Consider the following 22,851-nt stretch of genomic DNA (forward strand, 5'->3'; position numbering starts at 1 on the left):
GTGATGTCAACCTAAGGCTTCCGCAGTCTCGCAGGCTTCGGAAGTCCGGGCGCAGTCTCCTGAATCACAGCATCACCTCGCACGCGCCGGCCATGCAGGCCAGTTCCTGCGCGGCGGTGGTCAGGTCTTCCTCTTCGTAACGGTAGAGTTTGGAGAAATCAATCTCCGGGAAGACGGCCGCCAGGCGCTCGTACTCGTCCGCGTCGATCTCTTCGTAGGGCATTTGATCGTACTGAGCGTCATACGAGGGCAGGAAGGCCATGCCGCCGACGACATCCTGGTGTTCCCACACCCATTTGACCAATTCCAGCACCTCATCATCGTGATAGGTCACAGTCACGCTGGGGTTGTGTTCGGTGTAGTAGACCTTGTTTTGCAGCCAGTACGCGCACTGCGCAAGGGCCGAACGATTCTTGCGCGTGATGGCGCCGTCCGGCGATTTGACCGGGAAGTGGATCACCCAGGTGTCGGCGTCCTGTGGAGTCTGGCCGTTCTCCGGGCCCATGGGTACGCCAGCATCGCGCAGCACCTTGAAGACAGGCGAGTGGGCGCTGACGCGCACGTTGCGCACGTAATAGGGCGCCCAGCGGGCGTGCAGGCCGGAGGAGCAGTCCACCAACTGGCTGGTGTTGCCACTTGGCTTGACACAGGTGATCGAAGCGGACGGGTTGATGCCCAGTGTCTCGGCCACCTGGCGGTTGATCTGCAGAGCATGGTGCTTGAGCTGCGCCATGATGCGCGGGTCTTGCACCACCGGGCAGTCCATCTGGCCGGTGATGTCCACGCCGAGCAGGCGCTCCTCTTCGCAGTTTTGCCGCCACATGGGGCGCAGGCCGGGGAAGTGGGTGGCCATGGACTGGATGGCGCCGATGATGGTGGCGATCTCCACCTTGCTGCGCAGCGTCTCCGGCGTATCCTCCGCCCTCGCCACCGCGGCCGTCAAATTGCAGAATTCCCACGGACGCAAGTTAATCTCTCCACACTGCCATGATAGCACATAAGCCATTTCGGTTCGCCCCCGCGAATCGAGGCGCTCACTACCGATGCTGAAAAACGTGTGTGTTTCGTCCACGGTACCGGTGTACACATCATCGAAGTCGTCTGGCGTCACCGACATCACTCGATGATTGGTCGCTCCCGCTGCCATTTCCAGCTCTGTCCATGAACGAAAAGGACTGCTTTCCCGACTTACTTCGGGTGAGATTTCCGTTTGACGACACCGCGTCTGCCATTCCTTTTTCGATGGGTGACGGTTGAGCTCGGATATCAGATCGTTATAGACTCTAACCTGCCGCTGGCGTATGTCTTCTTTACGCTGCTCATGGGCATTCTTCAACTGCATACGACGTTCTTCAGTGCCATGCAGCCGGAAATGCAGTTTCTGACTGCACGATTGACTGCAAACCGCTCGCTCGCGTTGCGAGAAACGCACCCAAAAGGATGCACCACAAATTTCGCAGGTCTTCTGCACTTCTGTATGCCCATTGACCTGGCGGAGCGGCAGATCGGTGAAACGACGCGCTTCCACTTCCCATGCTTCCATGACCGGCAAACCAAGCTCGTGAGCGAGGCGTTGCATTGTCGGCCGGATGTCGTCGCCAAAATAATCGCGGCGATAGGCTTGCCACATACGCGGCCAGTTGTTGGCCTGCGCATAAGCGGTGTACTCGCTGCGCAAGAGCGCACGGCCAACCTTGCGGGTGAGAGCGATCAATTCTGTTTGCAGTTGTTCATTGGAAATCTCTTTGGCGTTGCCATTGACCGCGCCGGCGCAGGCATCGCTTAGATTTTTACGCCAGGTATCATTCATCAAGCGTACGGCAGGGTTGTCCTGACCTAGCATCCGTGCCCGATGCTCGGCCGCATGTTCCGCTATCGTCATCAATTGCAGGTTCGAGATGTGATTGTTTCGTCCGTCGAAATCGCGGTGATGTAGCTGGTACTCGATGCCGTTCAATTCCACGCCGGTGTGATGCGCATAAATCTGGCGATGCTCTGACTTGCGATGGGTTCCGAACTGGATCATCCGATAGCTATCTGGCGCATCGTAGTCGCATTTGACCACTTTGGGGAGACCTTTTTTCTGATAGGAGAAAGCTGTCATTGCCTTCAGCGCATCATTTGGCTTCAATTCGGCCGCGGTTTTTTCGGAGCCATCCAGCATCACAAAACGGTGATTGAGCGTTACGCGCACATAGCTGCCATCGGCAAAGGTTACGCGGTAGATCGGTGTTTGGTTTCCCGTCTTGCGCGGGTTGCGCATGGTGCGAATGACCAGCTTGTCATCCTTGACGGTGTAAACGTCTACATCTTTGCCCTCGGCCGCCAGCTCGCGAATTTGAGCTCGACCACGTCCATCGGCCACAGCAACCCACGTCTCCCCGGTGACGCATGGATTGGTTCCAAAATCGCTGGCGGCGCGTCGTTCTGGGCGCAGGGTGTTGGCCGCGCGGCGGCTGAAGATGCCTGGCTCGCCGCGGCCTGACTCGATCATATCGAGCATGAAACGTGCGATTTCGAGCTGTGTCAGTTGCCGATCCGGCCACACCGCCGAGTTGTTGGCGTTCCAGCGCTGGCTGTTGGTGCGTTCGAAGTCGCCGTTCTTGCTCTGGCGCATCTCCTCGTCATCCAAATCGAAGATCGAGATCATCGCGGTGCGCCGCATGCCGCCGCTGACGGCCGCGCCGCCCACCGCGCACATGATGTCGTGCCCATCGAGCGGCCGCAAAAAGTTGCCCTGGCGTGACAGGATGCGTCCGCGTGTAAACTCCAACATGCGGCGCAGCGGTTCCGGGCCGGACGCGCGCCCGCCTTTGGTGCGCAGCGGTGCGCCGGCCGGCCGCAATTGCGACAGATCGAAGCGGAGATCGCCGCCCTCGAACCAGGTGGCCAGGCCGGTGCGCAGCGCATCCGCCCAGCCTTCGGCCGAATCTTCAACCACGTAGGGCAGGGCGGTGGCGCCTGTCTGCCTGCGGATGCGCGGGAAGTTTTCGACATAGCGATGCTCGACTGAATAGCCGACGCCGCAGCCGCTCATAGAGATGATGAGCGCCTCGACGAAGGAGTCAATGCTCTCTACCGGCTGATATGAGCAGTTGTAGATGGTGATATTGTTGCGCCGTGCCGCGGGGCCGGCCATCGCCAGCAGGCGCATGGAAGGCATCGTGCTCATGCTCAACATGCTGCGGCGCAGGCGCTCATAGGTCTCGGCCGCCAGGCGCTGCTGTGACAGCTCCACAAGGTAGGCGACTGCCCGATCCACCGTCTCGATCCAGGTTTCACGCCGGCCCAGATCGTAGTTGAACCGGGAATACTTGTCGTAGAACTGGAACTTTTGCAACTGGGTCGGGAAATAGGGATCGGACTCCGCGAACGCCGCGCGCACGTCTTCGGGAATGGGCGCGCGCCGCGCAATTTGGCATGTTCGGCGCGGTAGAGGATGTAGTGTTTGGCTGCCTCATACTCACCCGCGGCCTGTAACACCGTCTCGACGATGTCCTGCACCACCTCGACGGTCGGCGCCGGGTGCTTCGCGGCAATGATGTTGACGACCTGTTGGGCCAGTTCCTCCACCGGCACGCTGGGCAAACGGTTCAGGCTCTGAAAGCAGCGCGTGAGAGCGCTTTCGATGCGACCGATGTCAAACATCACCACACGGCCATCGCGCTTGATGATCATGTTGGGGATCACGATGCTGGGGCGGCTGCTGTTAGCCCGAATCAGCGCCGCGGCCGTCGCCACGTGCGCATGGTTACCGTTGTGGTTCTGCGAGTTGCCGTTGCCGTTATGCCCATGGGTCGCGAGCGGGCTGCTGATTGCCTCGCTCGCGGGCACAGCCTGCATCCCTGGTTCCGGACCGGTTTCAGTGAGACTCGTCATGTGAGTCGCCATCGCTTGCTCTCCTTCGACATGGGGTACTCGTTTTTTGTGAACTATGCCAAATTCGCTATAGAAAATAATAGCCAGATGACCCTTCATCTGGCCCCGCGTATCCTTAGCGTACCACTTCGTACAAGAAGCGGCGGCCACCGCCGTCTACATTTTCAATACCCACCCGGTAGACCAGGCCCTTGCTCTCCAGGTCGCGCAGCCGATTACTCTTCGTACTCGGCGACAGGTCGCCTGGCAGGTCTTGCGCGCTGATCTGCTTCAACGCCAGCGCCTGCACGAAGGTCTCCCGCAGCACCGGGCTGAGCGCGCCCAAAATCTGCAGATCACCGCGCCCGGTCACATGGACGCAGGCCAGCCCTCGGCGATTGAGCGCCACATCCACACTCTCGGCCACCGAGGGCGATGCCGTTCGCAGCACGACGAAGCGCTCGGTGATGTTGCTATCCTGCGCCGCTTCGACGATCGCGACCACCACTTCATCTGCCCACGAGAAATCCATGAACAGGGTCTTGGCGCACTCCAGCACCAGCAGGCTGCGCCGCGGTAGTTTGAATATCTCGTCCAGAAGGCGCTCGGCCATGCTGCGATCACGTCCCCCAAGGACTGCGCTGTCCAGGACGATCACTTTTTCATATAGCGCCATGTTCAACCTTTATCAGCCATCTGGCTGAACGAAATGCCAACTTGGGTGCCGCCAAACAACGCCACACGCAGCGCCTGCGGCTGTCTGTCGGCGCTCAGTTGCAGCTTGGCGTCACCCGAACGCAGGGCAAGGTGGCCCTGGTAGCGCCGCACCAACTCACGTGTACTGGATAGGCCGAGACCGCCGCCGACTGATCGGCTGGAGAGTCCGGCCAGTGCTTGGGCGACGGCCTGCTCATGCGTCCACTGACCGGCTTCGGGGTGCCTCTGGCTCAGGCTCTGCCGGATGCCGATGCCCAGATCGGCCACACCGATGCTGATATAACGACTGCCGCGGCGGTCCCGGTACAAATGGGCCGCGGCCAGCCCCTGGTCCTGGCTGTGATCTCGCACGTTGCTGCTCAACTCAGACACCATCTTGGCGCTGTCCACCAGGTCACCCACACCAAAGCCCAGCTCGGCCCGCGCCAGCGCCAGAAAATGCCCGACGACGGTGGAAATATCGGTGCCGGCCAAAATGGGGGTCAGTTCCAATCCGTGCCTCCGCACCGGCGCCGCTGACCGGGTGCGGCCGGTATTACGCAGGCTGCTGTACAATGCCAACTGATCGTAGAACCCCATGCTATGACCGAACTGCAGCGCGTCGCTGTCATTAGGCAGGACGAACGCCACCTGGTGTTGGTGGCGTTGCAACGAACGGGCAAGCATGACCAGGCAGACCATGCCGTAGGGATCGAAAAAACGGGCGCTGCCCAGGTCAATGATCAGCGAGTGCTCCGGTTCTGGCGCCCGATGCACCAAGCTGCCGACCAGGCGGTCGAAGGCGACGCTGTTGAAACGGTCGCCGCTGCTCAGCGCAAATCGAATCTCGCTCATCGTCTGGATAGCTCTACTGTGCGCTGGGCGCCTACCGTGGTAGGCTACCGGACGGCAACAGCTTGTCAATCTCGTTGCGCACCGCGTACAGGTCCTGAAACTGCAGGTAAACCGTGGCAAAACGAATGTAAGCCACCAGGTCGAGCTCTTTCAACTCCTGCAGGACAGCTTCACCGATGGTGTTGCTGACCACTTCGGTGCGTCCCAGGTTGTACAACCGCTCCTCCACCCGCCCAACCAGACGCTCCATGTCAGCCATGGCAATCGGGCGTTTGGCGCAGGCGATGCGAATACCGCCCAACAGCTTCTGCCGGTCATACGGCTCGCGCCGTCCGTCGCTCTTGACCACCATCAAACTGGCTGCCACCTGCTCATAGGTGGTGAAACGCCCCCCGCACTGATGACACTCGCGCCGCCGCCGGATACCATCACCGGCGCCCCGCGTATCTACCACGCGATGATCGGCGCTCTTGCAATGCGGACAAAACATAATCACCTACGTTTCAACACCAGCCGTGACGCCACAAGTGGTTGCCGACAACCCATGCGCCTGAATCGAGGTATACCATCGAGGCCGGGGGGCAGGCACGAACGAATTGATCCATTGATCAGATCAACACTACATATAGTGTGACTACTTAACTCAACCACAATATGTAGTGGTATCCTTGCGGGCTAAATTCTACCACAGATACCTTGACAATGCAAACTGACCGCGACGAGGGTAGTCTGGCAGGCGAGAAGCCACTGAGCAACCTGGCGGCCTGTTTGACGGTTGACGCTGCGCCTGCTACAATCACGACTCATGACCAGCCAAGCCGCCCATCCAATCCTCGTCCTGGCCTCCTCATCACCGCGCCGCCGTGAGCTGCTGGCGCGGCTGGGTGTGATCTTCGAGGCGTTCGCCGCGGATGTCAACGAAGAAGCCTGTGCGGGCGAAGAGCCTGAGGCGCTGGCACGCCGCCTCAGCCAGGCCAAGGCGCGGGCGTTGGCCGACCGTCGCCCGGGCGCCCTGATCCTGGCGTCTGATACGGTCGTGACGCGCCACGGTGAACTGCTGGGCAAGCCGTTGGATGCCGCGGACGCCACCCGCATGTTGCGCAGCCTGCGCCACACCGATCACCTGGTCATCACCGCGGTGACCGGGCTGGACGCGGCGCAGGGCCGTGAGTTGACCCTGGTCAGTATGAGCACGGTGTGGATGCGCAACTACACGGATGATGAACTGGCGGTGTATATCGCCAGCGGTGATCCCCAGGATAAAGCCGGCGCCTACGCCATTCAGCACCCCACCTTTGCCCCGGTGGCGCGACTGGACGGTTGCTACAGCGGGGTGATGGGCTTTCCGTTGGGCCATGTGGTGGAGATTTTAACCGCGCTGGGCGTGGCGGTACCAGGCTCCGCAGCGACAGCCTGTCAGGGTTGGCGCGGCGTCTGCTGTCAATCCACCAACGCGGCCCCGTGAGCACCAACCACTTTCATGACTTGGACAAACGATGGATATTTTGACTGGATTGAACCCTGAGCAACGCACGGCCGTGACCGCCACCGCCGGTCCCGTGCTGGTGTTGGCTGGGCCAGGATCGGGCAAGACGCGGGTGTTGACGCACCGCATTGCGCATCTTGTGCAGGAACGCCTGGCCGCGGCCTGGCAGATCATGGCGGTGACCTTCACCAACAAGGCGGCGCGCGAGATGCGCGAGCGCACCGAGCGTCTGCTGGGCGCCGACCTGCGGGGCCTGCCCATCGGCACCTTTCACTCCCTGTGCGCATCCTTGCTGCGGCGCGAGGCGGAGCATCTCACCTACTCCTCGAATTTTGTCATCTACGACAGCGCCGATCAGTTGGCCCTGGTGCGCCAGGTGCTCAAGGAGATGAACCTGGATGAGAAGCTCTACTCACCCTGGGGCGTTCTCAACACGATCTCGCGCGCCAAAAATGAACTGATCGGCCCTGATGCCTACACCCCGGCCACCTATCGCGAGGAAGTGATCAGCCGCATTTACGCGCGCTACCAGCAACTGCTGCTGATGCAGAACGCGATGGATTTCGACGATTTGCTGATGGTTCCGGTGCTTCTGCTGCGCGCCAACGACGAGGTGCGGCGCAAATACCAGGCGCGCTATCAGTATGTCCTGGTGGATGAGTTCCAGGATACCAACGGCGCGCAGTATGAGCTGACACGCCTCCTGGTGGGGCCGCGGCGCAACATTTTCGTCGTCGGCGACCCCGATCAATCCATCTATCGTTTTCGGGGCGCCGATTTCCGCAATCTCCTGCGCTTTCGTGATGATTACCCTGACGCGACCGTGGTCAACCTCAACCGCAACTACCGCTCGACGCAGACCATCCTGGACACGGCCAACGCCGTCATTGCCTCCAATCCGCATCGCAAGCCGGTGGACATGGTCACCGATCAGGGCTATGGCGCCAAGGTGCAAATCTTCGAGGCCTATGACGAAAACGAAGAGGCCGCGTTCGTCGTGGATACGATTGCCAGCCTGGTGTTGGAGGGCCGGCGGCCGGGCGATGCGGCGGTCATGTATCGCACCAATGCGCAGTCGCGCGCGCTGGAAGAGGCGTTCATTCGCCGCAGCCTGCCCTACAAACTGGTGGGCGCGACGCGCTTCTACGAACGCAAAGAGGTCAAGGACGCGCTCGCTTTCCTACGCGCCATCCACAACCCGCTCGACTGGGTCAGTCTCAGCCGCATCATCAACGTGCCCCCGCGCAGCATTGGCGGCAAGACGCTGAGTACGCTCGAACAGTGGGCGCGTGAACTGGGCAAGACCCCGTTCGAAGCGCTGGCGCTGGCGCTGACCGGCGCCGGGGCCACGGCCACGCCTGCGCCCGATGCGCCGCCCACTCACCCCTTCGATCGCCGGGCGCTCGGCGCGCTGCGCGATTTCTATGAATTACACGCCGGCTGGCTGCGCTTGCGTGCCAGCGCCACTGTGGCCGAACTGCTGGAGGCGGTTCTCAAGGACACGGGCCTGGAAAAATACATGCGCGATGGCACCGGCGAAGGGGACGATCGCTGGAATAACGTCCTCGAACTGCGCAACGTGGCCGCGCGTTACGCCAACATCGCCGCACCCGATAACCTGACCCTGTTCCTGGAAGAGGTGGCGCTGGTGGCCGACGCTGATGACCTGCCGGAGCAGAGCAACGCGCCAACCCTGTTGACCTTGCACACGGCCAAGGGCCTGGAGTTTCCCATCGTCTTCATGGTCGGCATGGAAGATGGCTTGCTGCCGCACGCGCGCAGCCTGGAAGACCCCGAAGAAATGGAAGAGGAGCGGCGTCTGGCCTACGTCGGCATTACGCGGGCCAAAGAACGGCTCTACCTCACGCACGCCTTCCGCCGCACGCGTTGGGGCAGCGATGATGTCAGCTCCCCTTCCCGCTTCTTGCAGGACATTCCCGCCAAGTTGATGGAGGGCCGCAGCCTGCGCGCCCGCACCGACGCCGCGCGCAGCGCCGCCCGCGCCACCACCACCTGGGGCCGCCGCGGGGACGAAGATCACGCGACAACGGAGGCGCGTGGCGATCGTGCGCGTTCGGCGCAGGACAGCGCGCGGCCGGCCAGCAGCACGGTCTGGTCGCCGTCGCGCGCCGCGCCGGCCGTGCCATCCACACGGCCGACCCAAGCCGTCCGGCCCGGCGGCAGTTCCCAATTCAAGATTGGTGATCGCGTCAGCCACGGCCTGTTCGGCGAAGGCACCGTCATCAGCAGCCAGGTGCGCGGCGATGACGAAGAAGTGACGGTGGCGTTCAAGAACAAGGGCATCAAGAAGCTGCTGACCAGCCTGGCCAATCTGCGCAAACTCACCTCGTGATTTTTCCTACGCAATCAGGCTGTAACGAATCGCAAGCCTGCGAGACCATTGAAAGATAGTTTACAGAGCAGCCGGGCCTGGTGTCGTACACTAACCCACCCCTGCCCCTGATGGCCTAATCTGGTATCTCGATCAAGGAAATCCGATGATGCACGTTGACCTGGCAACGGCCCCCACGCTGCACGCTCCCACGCATGATTTGCCTGCGCCCGTCCCCATGCCTGCCTCAGCCTGTGAGGCGCCGGCCATGCAGGCTATACAGTGGAAGCTGTGGATCTACACCAACTACGACTGCAATCTGCGCTGCTCCTACTGCGTGGCCAAGTCCAGCCCCAACGCGCCGCGGCGAGCGCTGGGCCTTGCCAATGTCCAGCGTCTGGTTGACGAAGCGACGGCCCTGGGCTTCAACGAGGTTTTCTTCACCGGCGGCGAGCCTTTCATCCTCAATGACATCTATGACATGCTGGCCTACAGCACGGCCCGGGTTAAGACCACGGTGTTGACCAATGGCATGATCTTGCGCGGCCCGCGGCTGGAGCGCCTGGGCGCCATCGCCCATGACAACCTGCGCGTGCAGGTCAGCCTGGACGGCGCCACGGCCGACGATCATGACGCCTATCGCGGCAAAGGCTCCTGGGACAAGACGCTGGAGGGCATTCGCCTGCTGCAAGGCCGCGGCTTTCGCGTGCGCCTCAGCACCACGGAGACCCCGGTCAACTCCCCGCGCTTGGCCGACATCTGTGATCTGCATCGCGGCCTGGGCATCCCGGACAGCGATCATTTCGTGCGCCCCCTGGCGCGGCGCGGCTATTCCAAAGAGGGCCTGGAGTTGAGCATGACCAACCTCCTCCCCGAAGTCACAGTCAGCCTCGATGGCGTGTTCTGGCACCCCCTGTCTACCGACGCGGACATGTTGATCAGCCGTCATCTCTTCCCATTGGCCGCGTCCGTCACGCGCATCCAGGATCAGCTCGACGCCATTGCCCGCACCGGCCAGCCAGGCCTGATGACCTTCACCTGAGGGTGAGGCAGCGGCTTCCGGGTGAAGCCTTCGACCCCATGACCAATTCAGCCTTTATTCCCAAAAATCATCGAACGGAGAACCCACATGATTCAAGCCCTTGTCCTGATCGAGGCAGAGCCAACGCGTGTACAGGAGTTGGTGCAGGAACTGCAAGACCTCAAACTGGACGATTCGATCATCAGGCACGTGTACGGCGTGACCGGTCGCTATGACCTGGTCGCCCTGATCGAAAGCCCTGATCTGCAGGCGCTCGGCAACTGAGTGACGACCGGCATTGCGAACGCCGTGGGCGTTCGTCGAACCGAAACCTGCCTGGTCGTCTGGTACGGGCAGGGACAGGCGCCAGCGCCGTCCCCTGCCGTCGCAGCCCAAGCGTTCATCCCTGCGGCGGCGCCGATCATTGCCTCCGCGCCCGCGCCCGGCGTGGTGATCGGCTCACTGCTGGGCGCCGACGCCTTCTACAATGCCGGCAGCAAGGGCTGCGCAGATGGCCCTCTGGACGACATCGCAGCGATCATGGCTGGCCTGCACGCGGGCCAAACCCTGGAAATTCACGCTACGGATGCCAGCGTCGCCGTTGACCTGGCGGCCTGGTGTCGTATGACCGGCAACGTGCTGCTCGATCAGCGCGGCAGCCGCCATCTGGTCAGGCGTCAAGAGCAACCATCGAGATAGGAGAATCAACCAATGGCAAAAATTCTAATCCACAACACGCACGGCAAGGATGATGTCGAGCGCGCGTCGTTGGCCTTTGTCGTGGCCAATGTCGGTCTTTCATCCGGTCAAGAGGTCACCGCCATGCTCACGATCGAAGGGGTGTGGGTGGCGACGCAGGGCTATTGTGACGGCCTGCAGGCCAACGGTTTTGCGCCCCTGGGCGAACTGGTGCAAAAGTTCGTGGCTGGCGGCGGCACGCTGTGGGTGTGCGGCGCCTGCGCCAAACCGCGCAACATCACCGCGGAGCAGCTCATCCCCGGCGCCCAGGTCGTCGGCGCAGCCTCCGCCATCGAAGCGCTGGCGAACGGCGCACAGTCTTTGAGTTGGTGACTCAACCGGAAAGTATCATGCGGCAACCGATTGCGCTGACGCCAACCCAGTTACCCCCAGATCCCCTGCCTGTGCTGCCGGAGCAGACCTTTCTGCCCGACGCGTACCGCCTGCCGACTGGCGCCGAGCGCGGCGCCAGCGCGGCCTGGTCGCCCGCGGTGGTCTTCATCGAGGTGACCAATCGCTGCAATCTCCTGTGCGAAACCTGCCCGCGCACCTACTTCACGCGTGAGCCGCTGAAGACGCTCAGCTTCGACGAGTTCGTGACCATCGTGGATCAGTTCCCGGCCTTGCAACGGGCTGTGCTGCACGGCATCGGCGAGCCGCTGCTCAACCGCGAGCTGCCCCAGATGATCGCCTATCTCAAGGCGCGCCAGGTGGAAGTGCTCTTCAACTCCAACGGCACCCTGCTGACGCCCGCCTGGCAGGAGGCGTTGGTAGCCAGCGGCCTCGATCAGTTTCGCTGTTCGATTGACGGCGCCGAAGCGGCCACCTACGCGGCCATTCGCGGCGCGGACCTGCTGCACAAGATCATCGAGGGGTTAGGCGGCCTGGCCGCGACCAAGCGGCGCCTGGGCGCGGATAAGCCGCAGATCTCGATCTGGTGCGTTGCCACGCGGGAAAACCTGATCGAGCTGCCCGACCTGGTGCGCCTGGCCGCGCAACTGGGCGTGCCCGAAGTCTATGTGCAGCGCCTGACCTACTTTGCCCAGGAGCCTGGCACGCAATACGGTATGGCGCGGCAGGAACTTGCCATCTTCGGCCATGACGATGACCTGCAAGGACAGATCATCGCTGAATGTGAGGCCCTGAGCGCGGCGCTGGGCGTGCAGTTCCGGGCTTCCGGCGCCCGCGATCCCCGCCACAGCCTGGATGCCGCACGCATGGCCGATGAGGCGCCCTGGCGCGCCTGCCTGCGCCCCTGGACCACCGCCTACGTCACCGCCAACGGCAACTGCCTGCCCTGCTGCATCTCGCCCTTCGCCACCCACGATTATGAAAGCCTGATTTTGGGTAACCTCTTCGAACGGCCCTTCGCCGACCTCTGGAACGATTACCTCTATCAGCAATTTCGCGTCAACCTGCTCAGCACGCACCCGCACAAAGCCTGCGCCAACTGCGGCGTCTACTGGAGTTTGTAGGAAGTGCAAAGTGCAAAGTGCATAGTGCAATAATGAGGGACAGACGCCTGCGGCAGGTCGCCCCGCTCCAATGATGCTTTGTGCTTTGCATTTTGCACTTTGCCCTTTTCGGAGGTTCTTATGCTCAAACCTATCGCTCTCCCTGGCTTAGCCGGACGCCTGGATCGGCTCGGCGGACTCGGGCTTTTTCTCAGCCGCGTCATCATCGGTTATCTGTGGTTCACCCAGTTGTCGTGGAAGCTGCCCCCTTCCTTCGGCTGTCCGGCCGATTTTGCCGTTTCCACCAGTTTGACAGCGCGCACCGCCGGTCTCTGTGACTGGACGGGCCTCATGGCCTTTGCCTCAAAGGTCCCGCTGCACAAGGCGTTCGTCGCCAACGTCATCATTCCCAACATCAGTGTGCTGGGGTGGGGCATCTTCCTGATGGAAGTCTTCCTGGCCGTCTCCCTCGTGTTGCCCCGTGAATGAATTCACGGTCTGATACACCGAAACCTGCTAAAGCAGGTTGGTGTTGGGTGTGATGGCTGAATTCGTAAGACTTGCGCAGAGCGAATTCACAACCCCAACCACCACAACCTGACAAGACCAGTTCCCACCAGCGCAACCCGCTTGAGCGGGTTTCACGTATCAGTGGGCTTCGTGCGCGACGAGCCCGCCGCGGCGCATGAACGAATTCACGGGCCAACCCACTACATCGCCTCCGGCCGCAGCCTGCGCCGGCGCCTGCCGCAAAAGTAATCCCTTTGATCCGGACAACATCTGGCGCGGCCAGGCCAATCAAAACAGCTAGTGCAATGATGTCTACCTGCCCGGGCACTATCAATGGTGGCCGGGCGGGACAAGCGGCGCAAGCGGCAACGTCGGCGACCAAAACTGCGAAGAAGCCAACAACTGCAGCGGCAACAATTTCGACTGTAAAGACACTTGTTGCGGTCCCCTGTGGCCCGCGCCAACGCCGGTCACTTTATCTGCATCTCCACTTTGCACCAACACCAACAGCACCTGGAGCTGGACAGGACAAGCCGGAACCTATGATGTCTCTCGCCAGAACTCGGCCGGCGCCACGGCCTGGAACTGGACAAGCTCTATCTCCGGCAACTCGTTTACCTCGACCTTTACCTCAGGCTACGCAACCGGCAATTACGGCATCCGCGTTTCCTGGAAAATGGCCGAGCCGATCTGGTCTTCCTGGCTCAACATCGGCCGCGACGTCACCGCTCCCTCGACGCCCGGCGGGCTTAACTTAGTCTGCAACGCCAACGGCTCAGCCGGCTCGTACAACGAATCAACTCTGTACCTACATTATGGAACTGCCGGTTTTTTGCATCCGCGGCGCCTTATGGTAAGGTTCAGTCCATCGCAAATCATCGTTGCGGCTGCACAACCACGATTGGCAGGAGGCGCCACAGAACTGCATGGAGCTTTTAGCGTATCTTCTCAATTTGTAGGGGCGCACCCCGGGTGATCGAGAAGATACGAAAGAGACACCGGGCAAAAGACATAAGTTTTAACGCAAGGGCGCAAGGACGTAGAGACGCAAAGGCTTTTTCTGACCTTGCTTTGCGCCCTTCGAGTCCTTGCGACTTTGCGTTGAATAACGATCTTAGCACCTGTGTCTGACCAGTGCAGATCATGCCCCTACCCCGGATTATTGAGAAAATACCCGAAATTCACCCCGTGCAGCAGGTTCACGGCGCCTTGTACGTAGACAACGACGTCAAGATACGCCTGAAGCTCGAACTGACCGCCCGCTGAGCAGGACTCGTGATCGTGACAACCACAACCAACTTTGGTAAATATCAGACCATCGAACACCTGGGCAGCGGCGGCCAGGCCGAAGTCTACCTGGCGCTTGAGCCACGCCTGCAGCGACGGGTCGCGATCAAGGTGCTCCTGGCGCACCTGGCCCACGATCCAGAGGCGAGTGCGCGCTTTGCCCGGGAAGCGCGCCTGGTTGCCTCCCTGCGCCACCCCGCCATCGTGCAGTTGTTCGATTTCGACACGCAGGACGATCAGTTCTACATGGTGATGGAGTATCTGGAGGGCGGCTCACTCAAAGAGCGTCTGGCCCAGCGCGGCGTGCCCTGTGCGCCAGCCGAGGCTGTGACCCTGCTGCGCCCTGTGGCCGCGGCGCTCGATTACGCCCACGCGCAGGGGGCTGTCCATCGTGACATCAAGCCCGGCAACATCCTCTTCACACGTGACGGGCAGGCCGTGATCAGCGATTTTGGTGTCGCCAAAATCTTGGGTGACAACGCCCAGTTGAGTATGGCCGGCAGCGTTGTCGGCACGCCCGCCTACATGTCGCCCGAACAGGCCGGCGGCGGCCCCGTGACCCCAGCCGCCGACCTCTACGCCCTGGGCATCGTGCTCTACCAGATGCTCACCGGCCAGGTGCCCTTCAGCGGTGATTCCTTGAGCGGGGTGCTCATGCAGCACTTGCAGACCCCACCGCCCGCGCCGCGCACCCTCAACCCGAGTCTCAGGCCGGCTGTCGAAGCCGTTCTCCTGCAAGCCCTGGCCAAAGCGCCGGCTGCCCGCTTTGCCTCCGCCAGCGCTCTGCTCGCCGCCCTCGAAGCGGCGCAGGCTGAAGAAACAGCGCCGGCCACCGAAGCCGACTTCCAGGAAAGCGCCACCCTGGCCGAACCGCCGCCGTCCGGTCCGGAGAGCAACCGGCCCGCCGCTCAGCTACCCGGCGCCGCGCTGGCGCGGCCCGAACCTGCCGCCGTCGCTCCCGTTCAGATCGCGGCCGCGCCACCGCCCCCCGCCAAACCAGCGGACGTGGCCGGTCGCCTGGTCAAAGCCGCGGATTGGGTGGCGCCCTTGGTGGGACGTGACATCATCTCCTACGACCCGGCGCACGACCGTCGTCAGCGCCTGGCCTCACTCCTGGTGGCGATTAGCGTGCTGTTTGCCGCACTGCAATTCGTGGTCGAATTCTTCAACTTCTTCACCCGACCCCTGGCGCCGCTGTTAGCCGTCTGGCCTTACCTGGTGGCTCCGCTGGTCATTGCCGCCGGCCTGCTGATGTTTCTCGCGGCCCGCCGCGCGCCCACGCCGGCCCTGCGCCGCCGTGCGGCCATCGGCCTGGCCGTCATCACCACCCTGGGCCTGGCCTATGGTGCGTGGACGATCATGGATCGCTGGCAGCCGCCGTCGCGCTTCATCATTGCCGTCGCCGAGTTCGACGGCAGCCAATCGAGCCGCCAGATTGACTTTGCCCGCCGCATCGAGCAGGCGCTGGCGACCGACCTGGCCGCGGCGGCGGCCGATGTGCAGATCGTGCGCCTGCGCGAGGTCGTGCCTGATGCCGCCACCGCGTTGGCGCGTGCGCGTGACAGGAAGGCCGCGCTGCTCATTTGGGGCTGGTATGACGACGCCGGGGTCAGCCCACAGGTGGAGATCGCCGATGTGCCGCTGTTTCAGCACACGACGGTGGCACTGACGCCGCTCCTCGCTGCGGCCGCCGGCGCCAACCGTCAGGCTGTGGTCGCCGCGCCCACCGTGCGCGATGTGACACGCTTCGTGCATGCGCCGGCCACCATTCCGGCCATTGATCTGTTCGTCAAGGATGGCCCGCAGCAAATGGCCTACGTCTCCACCGCGCTGCTCGGCTATGTCTTCTACGCCCAGGGCGACCTGCCCCAGGCGCTGGTCTTTTTTGACAAAGCCCTGGCCAACGCGCAGGCCAGCGCTGACTTTCTGGTGGGCCGCGAAACGATCCATTTTCAGCGCGCGGCCATTCATTACCGCACCCGGCAGGTGGACGCCGCCGTGAGCGATCTGGAGCAGGCGCTGGCCCTGCAGCCCGACTTCTACGAGGCGCACGTCAACCTGGCCCTGGCCTACAGCGAACAATGCACGCCAGCCTGGCAGATCGAGCCGGCCCTGGCGCAGGCGGCCGCGGCCGCGCGCCTGCGCCCCGCGGACGCGTCCAGCCAGCGGCTGCTGGCCGAGTTGACCTTCCAGGCCGGCGATGCCGCGGCCGCCCTGCCCATTGCCCAAAAAGCGGTGGCCTTGCAGCCCGACAGCGCGCAAGCGCAGGCGCTGCTGGCGACGATTGCCGGGAGCGCGGGCCAGCCTGATGTGGCGGCCGCCGCGCGGCGTCAGGCCTTGCAACTGCGCCAGGCAAGCGTAACCACCGCCGCCGACCCGATCGCCGCCCAGGTGGCGCTGGGTGATGCCTACCTGGCCGCGGGCGATAACGCCGCCGCGCTGGCGACCTTCCAGGCGGCTGCAAAACAGGCGCCCACGAATCCCAACGTGTTGCACGGCCTGGGCAATGCCTACTACGCCGGCGGGCAAACGGAGCAGACCCTGGCCGCGTACCAGGCCTGGGCAAAGGCCGCGCCGGACGATCCTGACCCGCGCCTGCTTGTGGGCATTCTCTACAGCCAACAGCAGAAATTCCAGGACGCGTTGACCGAGATGCAGGCAGCCAGCCGCCTGACCCCCTGCCAGGAGGCCGCGCATCTGCTGATGGGGCAGGTCTACTACCAGCAGCAGGATTTGGCGCAGGCCGCAACCGCCTATCAAGCGGCGCTGGCGATCAACCCACGGCGCGCTGACGCCTGGTATGTCCTCGGCGCGCTGCGCTGGCAACTGGGCGACCTGCCCGCGGCGCAGACCGCTTTGCAGGAGGCCACGCGTCGCGACCCAACCCTGGCCGCGGCTTTTTTCACCCTCGGCCGCGTCTACTTCGACCAGGGCGCGTTCGCCGACGCCGCGGCCAGCTATCGCCAGGCGCTGACCCTGGAACCTGACGCTCTGACCAACTACCTGGCCCTGGCGCACGCGTACGAGCGCCTGCAGCAGTGGGGTGACGCGGCCGCCACCTATGCCGCGGCCCTGGCGCGGCAGGAGGACGCCAGCACGCATCTCTACCTGGGGCTGGTGCGTGTGCAGCAGGGACAGTTGGACGCGGCCGTGGCCGAAATCAAGCAGGCGCTGGCGCTCAATCCACATGATGCCCTGGCGCACGCCAGCCTGGGCGATGTCTACCTGCAGCAAGGCCAGCTCGACGCGGCCGCGGACGCCTACCGGCAGGCCATCGGCGAGGACGATCAGGCTGCGAACAATCCGTCCACGCACACCGCGTTGGCCTTTGTCGAATATAAGCGCTGCCAGGTCACGAGCGCGGTGCAGGTGGCCGAGGACGCCGCGCGCCTGGCGCCCACGGTCAGCTTCTATCAAGGCGTGCTGGCCTCCTACTACGAAGCGCAGGGCCGGCAGCAGTCCGCGGCTGACCTCTACGCCGGTTTACAGGCCGCGCCCGCCACCGACGCCTACGCGCACCTGGTGGCCGGCGACTACGCCTGGCGCACCGGACTGACTGAAACCGCCGTCTCGGAACTGCAAGCGGTGGTCGCCATCTCGAACACAACGCCTTTGTTTCAATCTCTGGCCCACGCCGGCCTGGCGCAGATCGTCGCGGCGAACGGCCGGCCGGCCGCGGCCATCGACGCGCTCAGCGCCAGCCTGACCGCGTGGCCGGGAAATGCCGATGCCCAGGCCCGCCGCGGCGACCTGGCCCTGACGGCCGGCGACGCGGCCGCAGCCGCAACTGCCTATCAACAGGCCCTGGCCCTGCTGGCCGATTACCGTCAACAACTCGGCAGCGACAGCGCCGCCCTGCTGGAAGTGACCATCCTCGCGCGCCTGGGCCTGGCGATGCCTGCGCCGACCGATCTCTGCCGCCGAATGAATTCGGGGCGCAGGGGCGTTCCGCCGCCAGGTCGGCCTGCGCCGACCGATCTCTGCCGCCGAATGAATTCGGGGCGCAGGGGCGTTCCGCCGCCAGGTCGGCCTGCGCCGACCGATCTCTGCCGCCGAATGAATTCGGGGCGCAGGGGCGTTCCGCCGCCAGGTCGGCCTGCGCCGACCGATCTGCCGCCGAATGAATTGGGGCGAGGGGTCTGCCGCCAGGTCGGCGGCCGCCGAATGAATTCGGGGCGCAGGGGCGTTCCGCCGCCAGGTCGGCCTGCGCCGACCGATCTCTGCCGCCGAATGAATTCGGGGCGCAGGGGCGTTCCGCCGCCAGGTCGGCCTGCGCCGACCTGCGCCGACCGATATTGCGTCCACGGAGGTGGACGCCCGGCGGCACGCCCATGAGGTGCGATTTCAATCGCCTGCTGCGCCGACCGGCATTGCGTCCACGGAGGTGGACGCCCGGCGGCACGCCCATGAGGCGCGATTTCAATCGCTCTCTCTCTCCCTCCCCCTGGCCCCGGCATTCCTGCTGCTCTTGATCGCCGCGGCCAGTCTGCTCCTCTACCGTCAGGCCGCACAGGCGCCTGATCTGCGCCGTGTGGTGCCGCAATTTCTGTTCTATTTTGGCCTGCTCTTTGTACTCTATCTGGCCGCGGTGATCCTCGTGTTGCGCCTGGAAAAAACTCAGGGCGCGGCCACACCGGTCGCCTGGCTCTTCATCATCCTCTTGAGCGCCGTGGCCTTCCGTGTCATCCTGCTGCCGACGCGGCCAACCCTCTCGGACGACATGTACCGCTACATCTGGGATGGCCGCGTGCAGGCTGCGGGCCTCAGCCCCTACCGCTACACCCCCGCGGCCTCTGAGTTGACCTTCCTGCGCCGCAACGACAACACCATCTGGCGCTACATCAACCGCAAGACGGCCATCACGATCTACCCGCCCGCCGCACAACTGGCCTTTCTCGCCATCTATCGCCTGCACCCGGACAGCGTGACCTGGACCAAAACTGCGCTGACGCTGGCCGAGTTGAGCGCCCTGGTCCCGTTGGCCCTCTGGCTGCGCCGTCAGCGCCTGAGCCTTCTGCGCCTGCTCATCCTGGCCTGGAGTCCCCTGGCTGTTTTCGAAGTGGCCGGCAGCGGGCACATGGACGCGCTGGTGTTAGCGCCGCTGGTGGTGGCCTGGCTGGCCTTCGAGAAGCGGCGCCCCGCGCTGCTCGGTTTCAGCCTGGGCATCGCTGCCCTGCTCAAGCTCTATCCGGCCTTCTTCCTGCCGCTGCTGTGGACGCGGCGCGATGTCAAAGCACCCCTCGCTTTTGCGGGCACAGTGGCGGCCGGCTATGCCCTTTTCATCGGCCGCGGCGGCAGCGTCCTGGGCTTCTTGCCCAACTACTTGAACGAGCGTTTCAATACCGGGCCGGCCGCGCTCATCGCCCGTGGGCTGGAAGCCATTGGCGGGCCGGAGATGCCCTCCTGGCGGGTCGTGCAAAGCTGGCAGTTGCTCTTCCTGGCGCTGCTGGCGGCATGGACGCTCTGGCAGCCGCTGAATCGGCCGGCCACCGCGCGGCGTCGCGCCTGGGCCGTGATGACTGTTTTCTTCGTGCTGTCACAGAACTTGTTCTCCTGGTATCTGCTCATGGTCATGCCGCTCCTGGCCCTCGATCTGCGCCGCGGCCGCTGGGGGCTGGCCCTGGACGCGCCGACCGGCTGGCTGCTCTTCACAGGGCTGACGGCCCTCTCCTACACCTTCTTCATCACCTGGCATCCGGTTCCGTGGGCCATCTGGGCGCAGTATGGCGTCCTGCTGCTCTTCCTGGCCGGCCACGCCTGGCGCCGGCGGGGAGTCCACCGTTGACCAGACGACTTTCCGCATCGCAACAGCTTGGCCTGCTTGGCCTGCTCTGGCTGGGCAGCGCGCTGCTGGGCTGGCGCGCGTTCGCCCTCGCCAGCTTCTACCGCACGCCCCTGCTTGACCTGGCAAAACTGACCGCCAATCGGTTCGGCGTGTGGTTGGGGGTTGCAATCTCCATTGCCCTGGTGAGCGGCATCTTCCTGGTTGGTTGGCGCATTGTGTCACGCGCCCGGGCGCCCGTTTCCTGGCCGATCTTGCTCGCCGTGCCGCTGGCCGTCGCCCTCTGCCTGGTCTTCACCTACCCGCTGACCGCAGGCGACCTGTTCGATTATCTGGCGCTGGGGCATTTGACCGTCTTTCATGACGCCAACCCCTTCACCCAGTTTCCGGGGCAGTTTGCGTCCGATCCGTTTGTGCGCTACGCCGCCTGGCGCTTCTTCCCCTCGGCCTACGGCCCGCTCTGGGAGATCATGGCGGCCGGACTGGCGCGCCTGGCCGCGAGCGATCTCTGGACTGGCATCCTGCTGATGAAGGCGCAGGCGCTGCTCAGCCTGGCCCTGGTCAGCGCCTTGACCGCCTGGCTGGTCTGGCAGCGCCGGCGCTCCCCGCTGGCGGTGCAGCAAGCCCTCTTCCTGCTCCTCTGGAACCCCCTGCTCCTGTTCGACATCGCCGGCAACGCGCACAACGATCTGTGGATGGTGCTGGGCCTGCTGCTGGCCGTCGCTCTGGCCGAACGCCGCCGCTTCGACCTGGCCCTGACCGCGCTCACGGCCGGCGCGCTGGTGAAATTCGTCCCCCTGCTCATCATGCCCCTGCTGGCGACAGCCGCCGTGCGCCGCCTGGGCTGGCGTCAGGCGGTCCGCCAACTGGCAGTCGGCCTGGCGCTGAGCCTGCTGCTGGCCTGGCTCTGCTACCGGCCCTTCTGGCCGCTGGCCGACCCCCTGCGCCTGGCGCAGCGCAGCGGTCTCAACACCACATCCATCCTCGCGCTCGTGCGCGAGATCATCAGCGCCTGGGCCGATGTGGAAACCGCCAACGCCAGCGCGGCTCACCTGGGGCAGGCCGTTCTGGCCGGGCTGGTGGGCCTGGGCGTGTGGCGGCTGTGGCGCGCGCCGGCGCGCTCGTTCACCCTGGCCGTGGCCCATCTGCTCCTCGCCATCCTGCTGCTGGCAACCGCCTGGTTTCAGACCTGGTACCTGGCCTGGGTCTGGCCGCTGCTGGCGCTGCACCCCCGTTCGCGGCTGGCGCCGGTGCTCTTCCTGCTCAGCACGACGGCCTGGTTCAAGTACCTGCTCTTCAGCCTGGTCTTTGGTGCGCACTGGCCGCCGCTCGTGCCGTACTGGCAGCAGAACGTCGCCGCTGCGCTGATGGTCATTGCGCCGCCGTTGGGGTTCTGGCTGCTCAAGGCGCGGCAGGGTCTGCATCACGACGCGACGCGAACGCAGGGACGCCAGGGCGCGGGGACGCAAGACAAACACAGTTCATGACGGAGGTTGAAGAATGACAATCAAACCCTGGACCACGGTGTCGAGCCGGCCGGTCTATGAAAACAAATGGATGAGCGTGCGCGAGGATATTGCGGCCATGCCCGACGGCCGCACGACGATCTACGGCGTGGTGACTTTCGGTCACTGCGTCGGCATCGTGCCCGTGACTGCGGAGGGTGAAGTGATCCTGGTGCGCCAGTATCGCTACGTCTTCGGCGAAGATCAGCGCTGGGAAATTCCCACGGGCGGCGTGGAGCTGGGCGAAGTGTGGGCAGCGGCTGCGCAGCGGGAACTGATGGAAGAGGCCGGCGTGCGCGCGGGCCGGCTGATCCCGGTCAGCGATTTCTACACCTCGAAATCGGTTTGCTACGAGATTGCGCACATCTACATCGGCGAAGACCTGAGCGAGGAGTCCCTGCCGCCCGACGAGACGGAATCCTTCGAGGTGCGCCGCTTTCCGTTGGCCCAGGCGTTGCAGATGGTGTTGAGCAGCGAGATTCGTGACGCCATGTCGGTGGTGGGCATCCTGCTGGCGGCCAGGCAGCACGGCGTATGACGGCAGATTCACGCGGGAACGGGCTGGATCAGGTGCTGCTCACGGTGGCTAAGCGGCCAGAGCCGGGACGCACCAAGACCCGCCTGCATGATGGATTTGCGCCGGATGAGGCCGCGGAGATCTATCGCTGTCTGCTGCTCGACACCTTCCGCCTGATGGCGCAGGTGCGGGGCGTGCATCCGGTGGTGGCCTTCACGCCGGACGATGCAGATGATTACTTTCGGGCGTTGGTCCCGCCGCATTTCGGCCTGCTCCCGCAGGTGGGCCGCGACCTGGGCGAACGCCTGCCCAATGCCCTGGGTCATTTTCTGGCCTTGCCCGGCGTGCAGCGTGCGGTCATCATGAACAGCGACGGGCCAACCCTGCCAGTAGGCTACCTGGTGGATGCCTTCGACGCGCTGGCGCGGTGCGATGTGGTGTTGGGGCCGGGCAGCGACGGCGGCTACTACCTGATTGGCATGTCACGTTTGCACCGCGGCCTGTTCGAGAACGTCACCTGGAGCACGGCCCTGGTCATGGGCGAAACGATGGCCAATGCCCGGCGTCTGGGGTTGTCCGTCCACGTGCTGCCCACCTGGTACGATGTGGATGTGGCCGACGACCTGCGCCGCATCCTCGCGGATGGTCCAGAGGCCGCGCCGGAGACGTACGCGCGGGTGGCGGCGTTGAGACCGGAGTGGGGGGAGAAGGAAGGATGAATGGAGATCGGAGACCGGAGATTGGAGATTGGAGGCCGGAAATTCGTGGGAATTAGTGAAATTCGTGGCGGAGATCGGAAATCGGAGACCG

The 22,851-nt window shown here is 63.9% G+C and carries 17 protein-coding genes and 1 pseudogene; 13 read left to right on the forward strand and 5 right to left on the reverse strand.

Annotated elements, in window-relative coordinates; translation table 11 throughout:
- Positions 1–64 precede the first annotated feature (64 nt).
- The 5 genes and pseudogenes from IPF85_RS05190 to nrdR all read right to left on the reverse strand — a co-directional run bounded on the left by IPF85_RS05190 (position 65) and on the right by nrdR (position 5,899).
- Positions 65–3,385, reverse strand: a complete 3,321-nt coding sequence (locus tag IPF85_RS05190; protein WP_343407003.1) for an HNH endonuclease — start codon at positions 3,383–3,385, stop codon at positions 65–67.
- 92 nt (positions 3,386–3,477) lie between these two features.
- Positions 3,478–3,978: pseudogene (locus tag IPF85_RS05195) on the reverse strand (ATP cone domain-containing protein); the annotation flags it as partial.
- Between the two features lie 16 nt (positions 3,979–3,994).
- Positions 3,995–4,534: a hypothetical protein gene (locus IPF85_RS05200; protein ID WP_343407004.1), complete on the reverse strand. Its 540-nt coding sequence runs from the start codon at positions 4,532–4,534 to the stop codon at positions 3,995–3,997.
- Between the two features lie 2 nt (positions 4,535–4,536).
- Positions 4,537–5,409 carry an ATP-binding protein gene (locus tag IPF85_RS05205; protein WP_343407005.1) on the reverse strand — a complete coding sequence of 291 codons (873 nt, stop codon included), beginning with the start codon at positions 5,407–5,409 and terminating at the stop codon, positions 4,537–4,539.
- A 31-nt stretch (positions 5,410–5,440) separates the two neighbouring features.
- Entirely contained in the window at positions 5,441–5,899 is a 459-nt protein-coding gene (gene nrdR, locus IPF85_RS05210; RefSeq protein WP_343407006.1) for a transcriptional regulator NrdR, read from the reverse strand.
- A gap of 315 nt (positions 5,900–6,214) precedes the next feature.
- Between nrdR and IPF85_RS05215 the strand changes: the two genes are divergently transcribed.
- From IPF85_RS05215 to IPF85_RS05275, 13 genes are all read left to right on the forward strand, one after another.
- Entirely contained in the window at positions 6,215–6,874 is a 660-nt protein-coding gene (locus tag IPF85_RS05215) for a Maf family protein (protein WP_343407007.1), read from the forward strand.
- Between the two features lie 31 nt (positions 6,875–6,905).
- Positions 6,906–9,248, forward strand: a complete 2,343-nt coding sequence (locus IPF85_RS05220) for a UvrD-helicase domain-containing protein (protein ID WP_343407008.1) — start codon at positions 6,906–6,908, stop codon at positions 9,246–9,248.
- 145 nt (positions 9,249–9,393) lie between these two features.
- A complete protein-coding gene (locus tag IPF85_RS05225) occupies positions 9,394–10,269 on the forward strand; it encodes a radical SAM protein (RefSeq protein ID WP_343407009.1) in 876 nt (291 codons plus the stop codon).
- 87 nt (positions 10,270–10,356) lie between these two features.
- Positions 10,357–10,533: a hypothetical protein gene (locus IPF85_RS05230; RefSeq protein ID WP_343407010.1), complete on the forward strand. Its 177-nt coding sequence runs from the start codon at positions 10,357–10,359 to the stop codon at positions 10,531–10,533.
- Entirely contained in the window at positions 10,534–10,947 is a 414-nt protein-coding gene (locus IPF85_RS05235; protein WP_343407011.1) for a hypothetical protein, read from the forward strand.
- Positions 10,948–10,959: 12 nt separating this feature from the next.
- Complete coding sequence (locus IPF85_RS05240; RefSeq protein WP_343407012.1) at positions 10,960–11,319, forward strand: DsrE family protein; 360 nt, start codon at positions 10,960–10,962, stop codon at positions 11,317–11,319.
- Positions 11,320–11,336: 17 nt separating this feature from the next.
- Positions 11,337–12,461 (forward strand): radical SAM protein, encoded by a 1,125-nt coding sequence (locus tag IPF85_RS05245; protein WP_343407013.1) that lies wholly within the window; start codon positions 11,337–11,339, stop codon positions 12,459–12,461.
- Positions 12,462–12,581: 120 nt separating this feature from the next.
- Entirely contained in the window at positions 12,582–12,929 is a 348-nt protein-coding gene (locus IPF85_RS05250) for a hypothetical protein (protein WP_343407014.1), read from the forward strand.
- Between the two features lie 1,302 nt (positions 12,930–14,231).
- Positions 14,232–18,572: a tetratricopeptide repeat protein gene (locus tag IPF85_RS05255; RefSeq protein WP_343407015.1), complete on the forward strand. Its 4,341-nt coding sequence runs from the start codon at positions 14,232–14,234 to the stop codon at positions 18,570–18,572.
- A gap of 1 nt (position 18,573) precedes the next feature.
- Positions 18,574–20,022 (forward strand): glycosyltransferase family 87 protein, encoded by a 1,449-nt coding sequence (locus IPF85_RS05260; RefSeq protein WP_343407016.1) that lies wholly within the window; start codon positions 18,574–18,576, stop codon positions 20,020–20,022.
- On the forward strand, positions 20,019–21,506 hold the full coding sequence (locus IPF85_RS05265) for a hypothetical protein (protein WP_343407017.1): 1,488 nt from the start codon (positions 20,019–20,021) through the stop codon (positions 21,504–21,506). Before IPF85_RS05260 ends, IPF85_RS05265 begins: the two co-directional genes overlap by 4 nt.
- Positions 21,507–21,519: 13 nt before the next feature.
- Positions 21,520–22,062, forward strand: coding sequence for an NUDIX hydrolase (locus IPF85_RS05270; RefSeq protein ID WP_343407018.1), 543 nt, complete (start codon positions 21,520–21,522; stop codon positions 22,060–22,062).
- Complete coding sequence (locus IPF85_RS05275) at positions 22,059–22,760, forward strand: TIGR04282 family arsenosugar biosynthesis glycosyltransferase (RefSeq protein WP_343407019.1); 702 nt, start codon at positions 22,059–22,061, stop codon at positions 22,758–22,760. Before IPF85_RS05270 ends, IPF85_RS05275 begins: the two co-directional genes overlap by 4 nt.
- Positions 22,761–22,851 lie beyond the last annotated feature (91 nt).

It is taken from the genome of Candidatus Amarolinea dominans (assembly GCF_016704685.1).
GTDB lineage: Bacteria > Chloroflexota > Anaerolineae > SSC4 > Amarolineaceae > Amarolinea > Amarolinea dominans.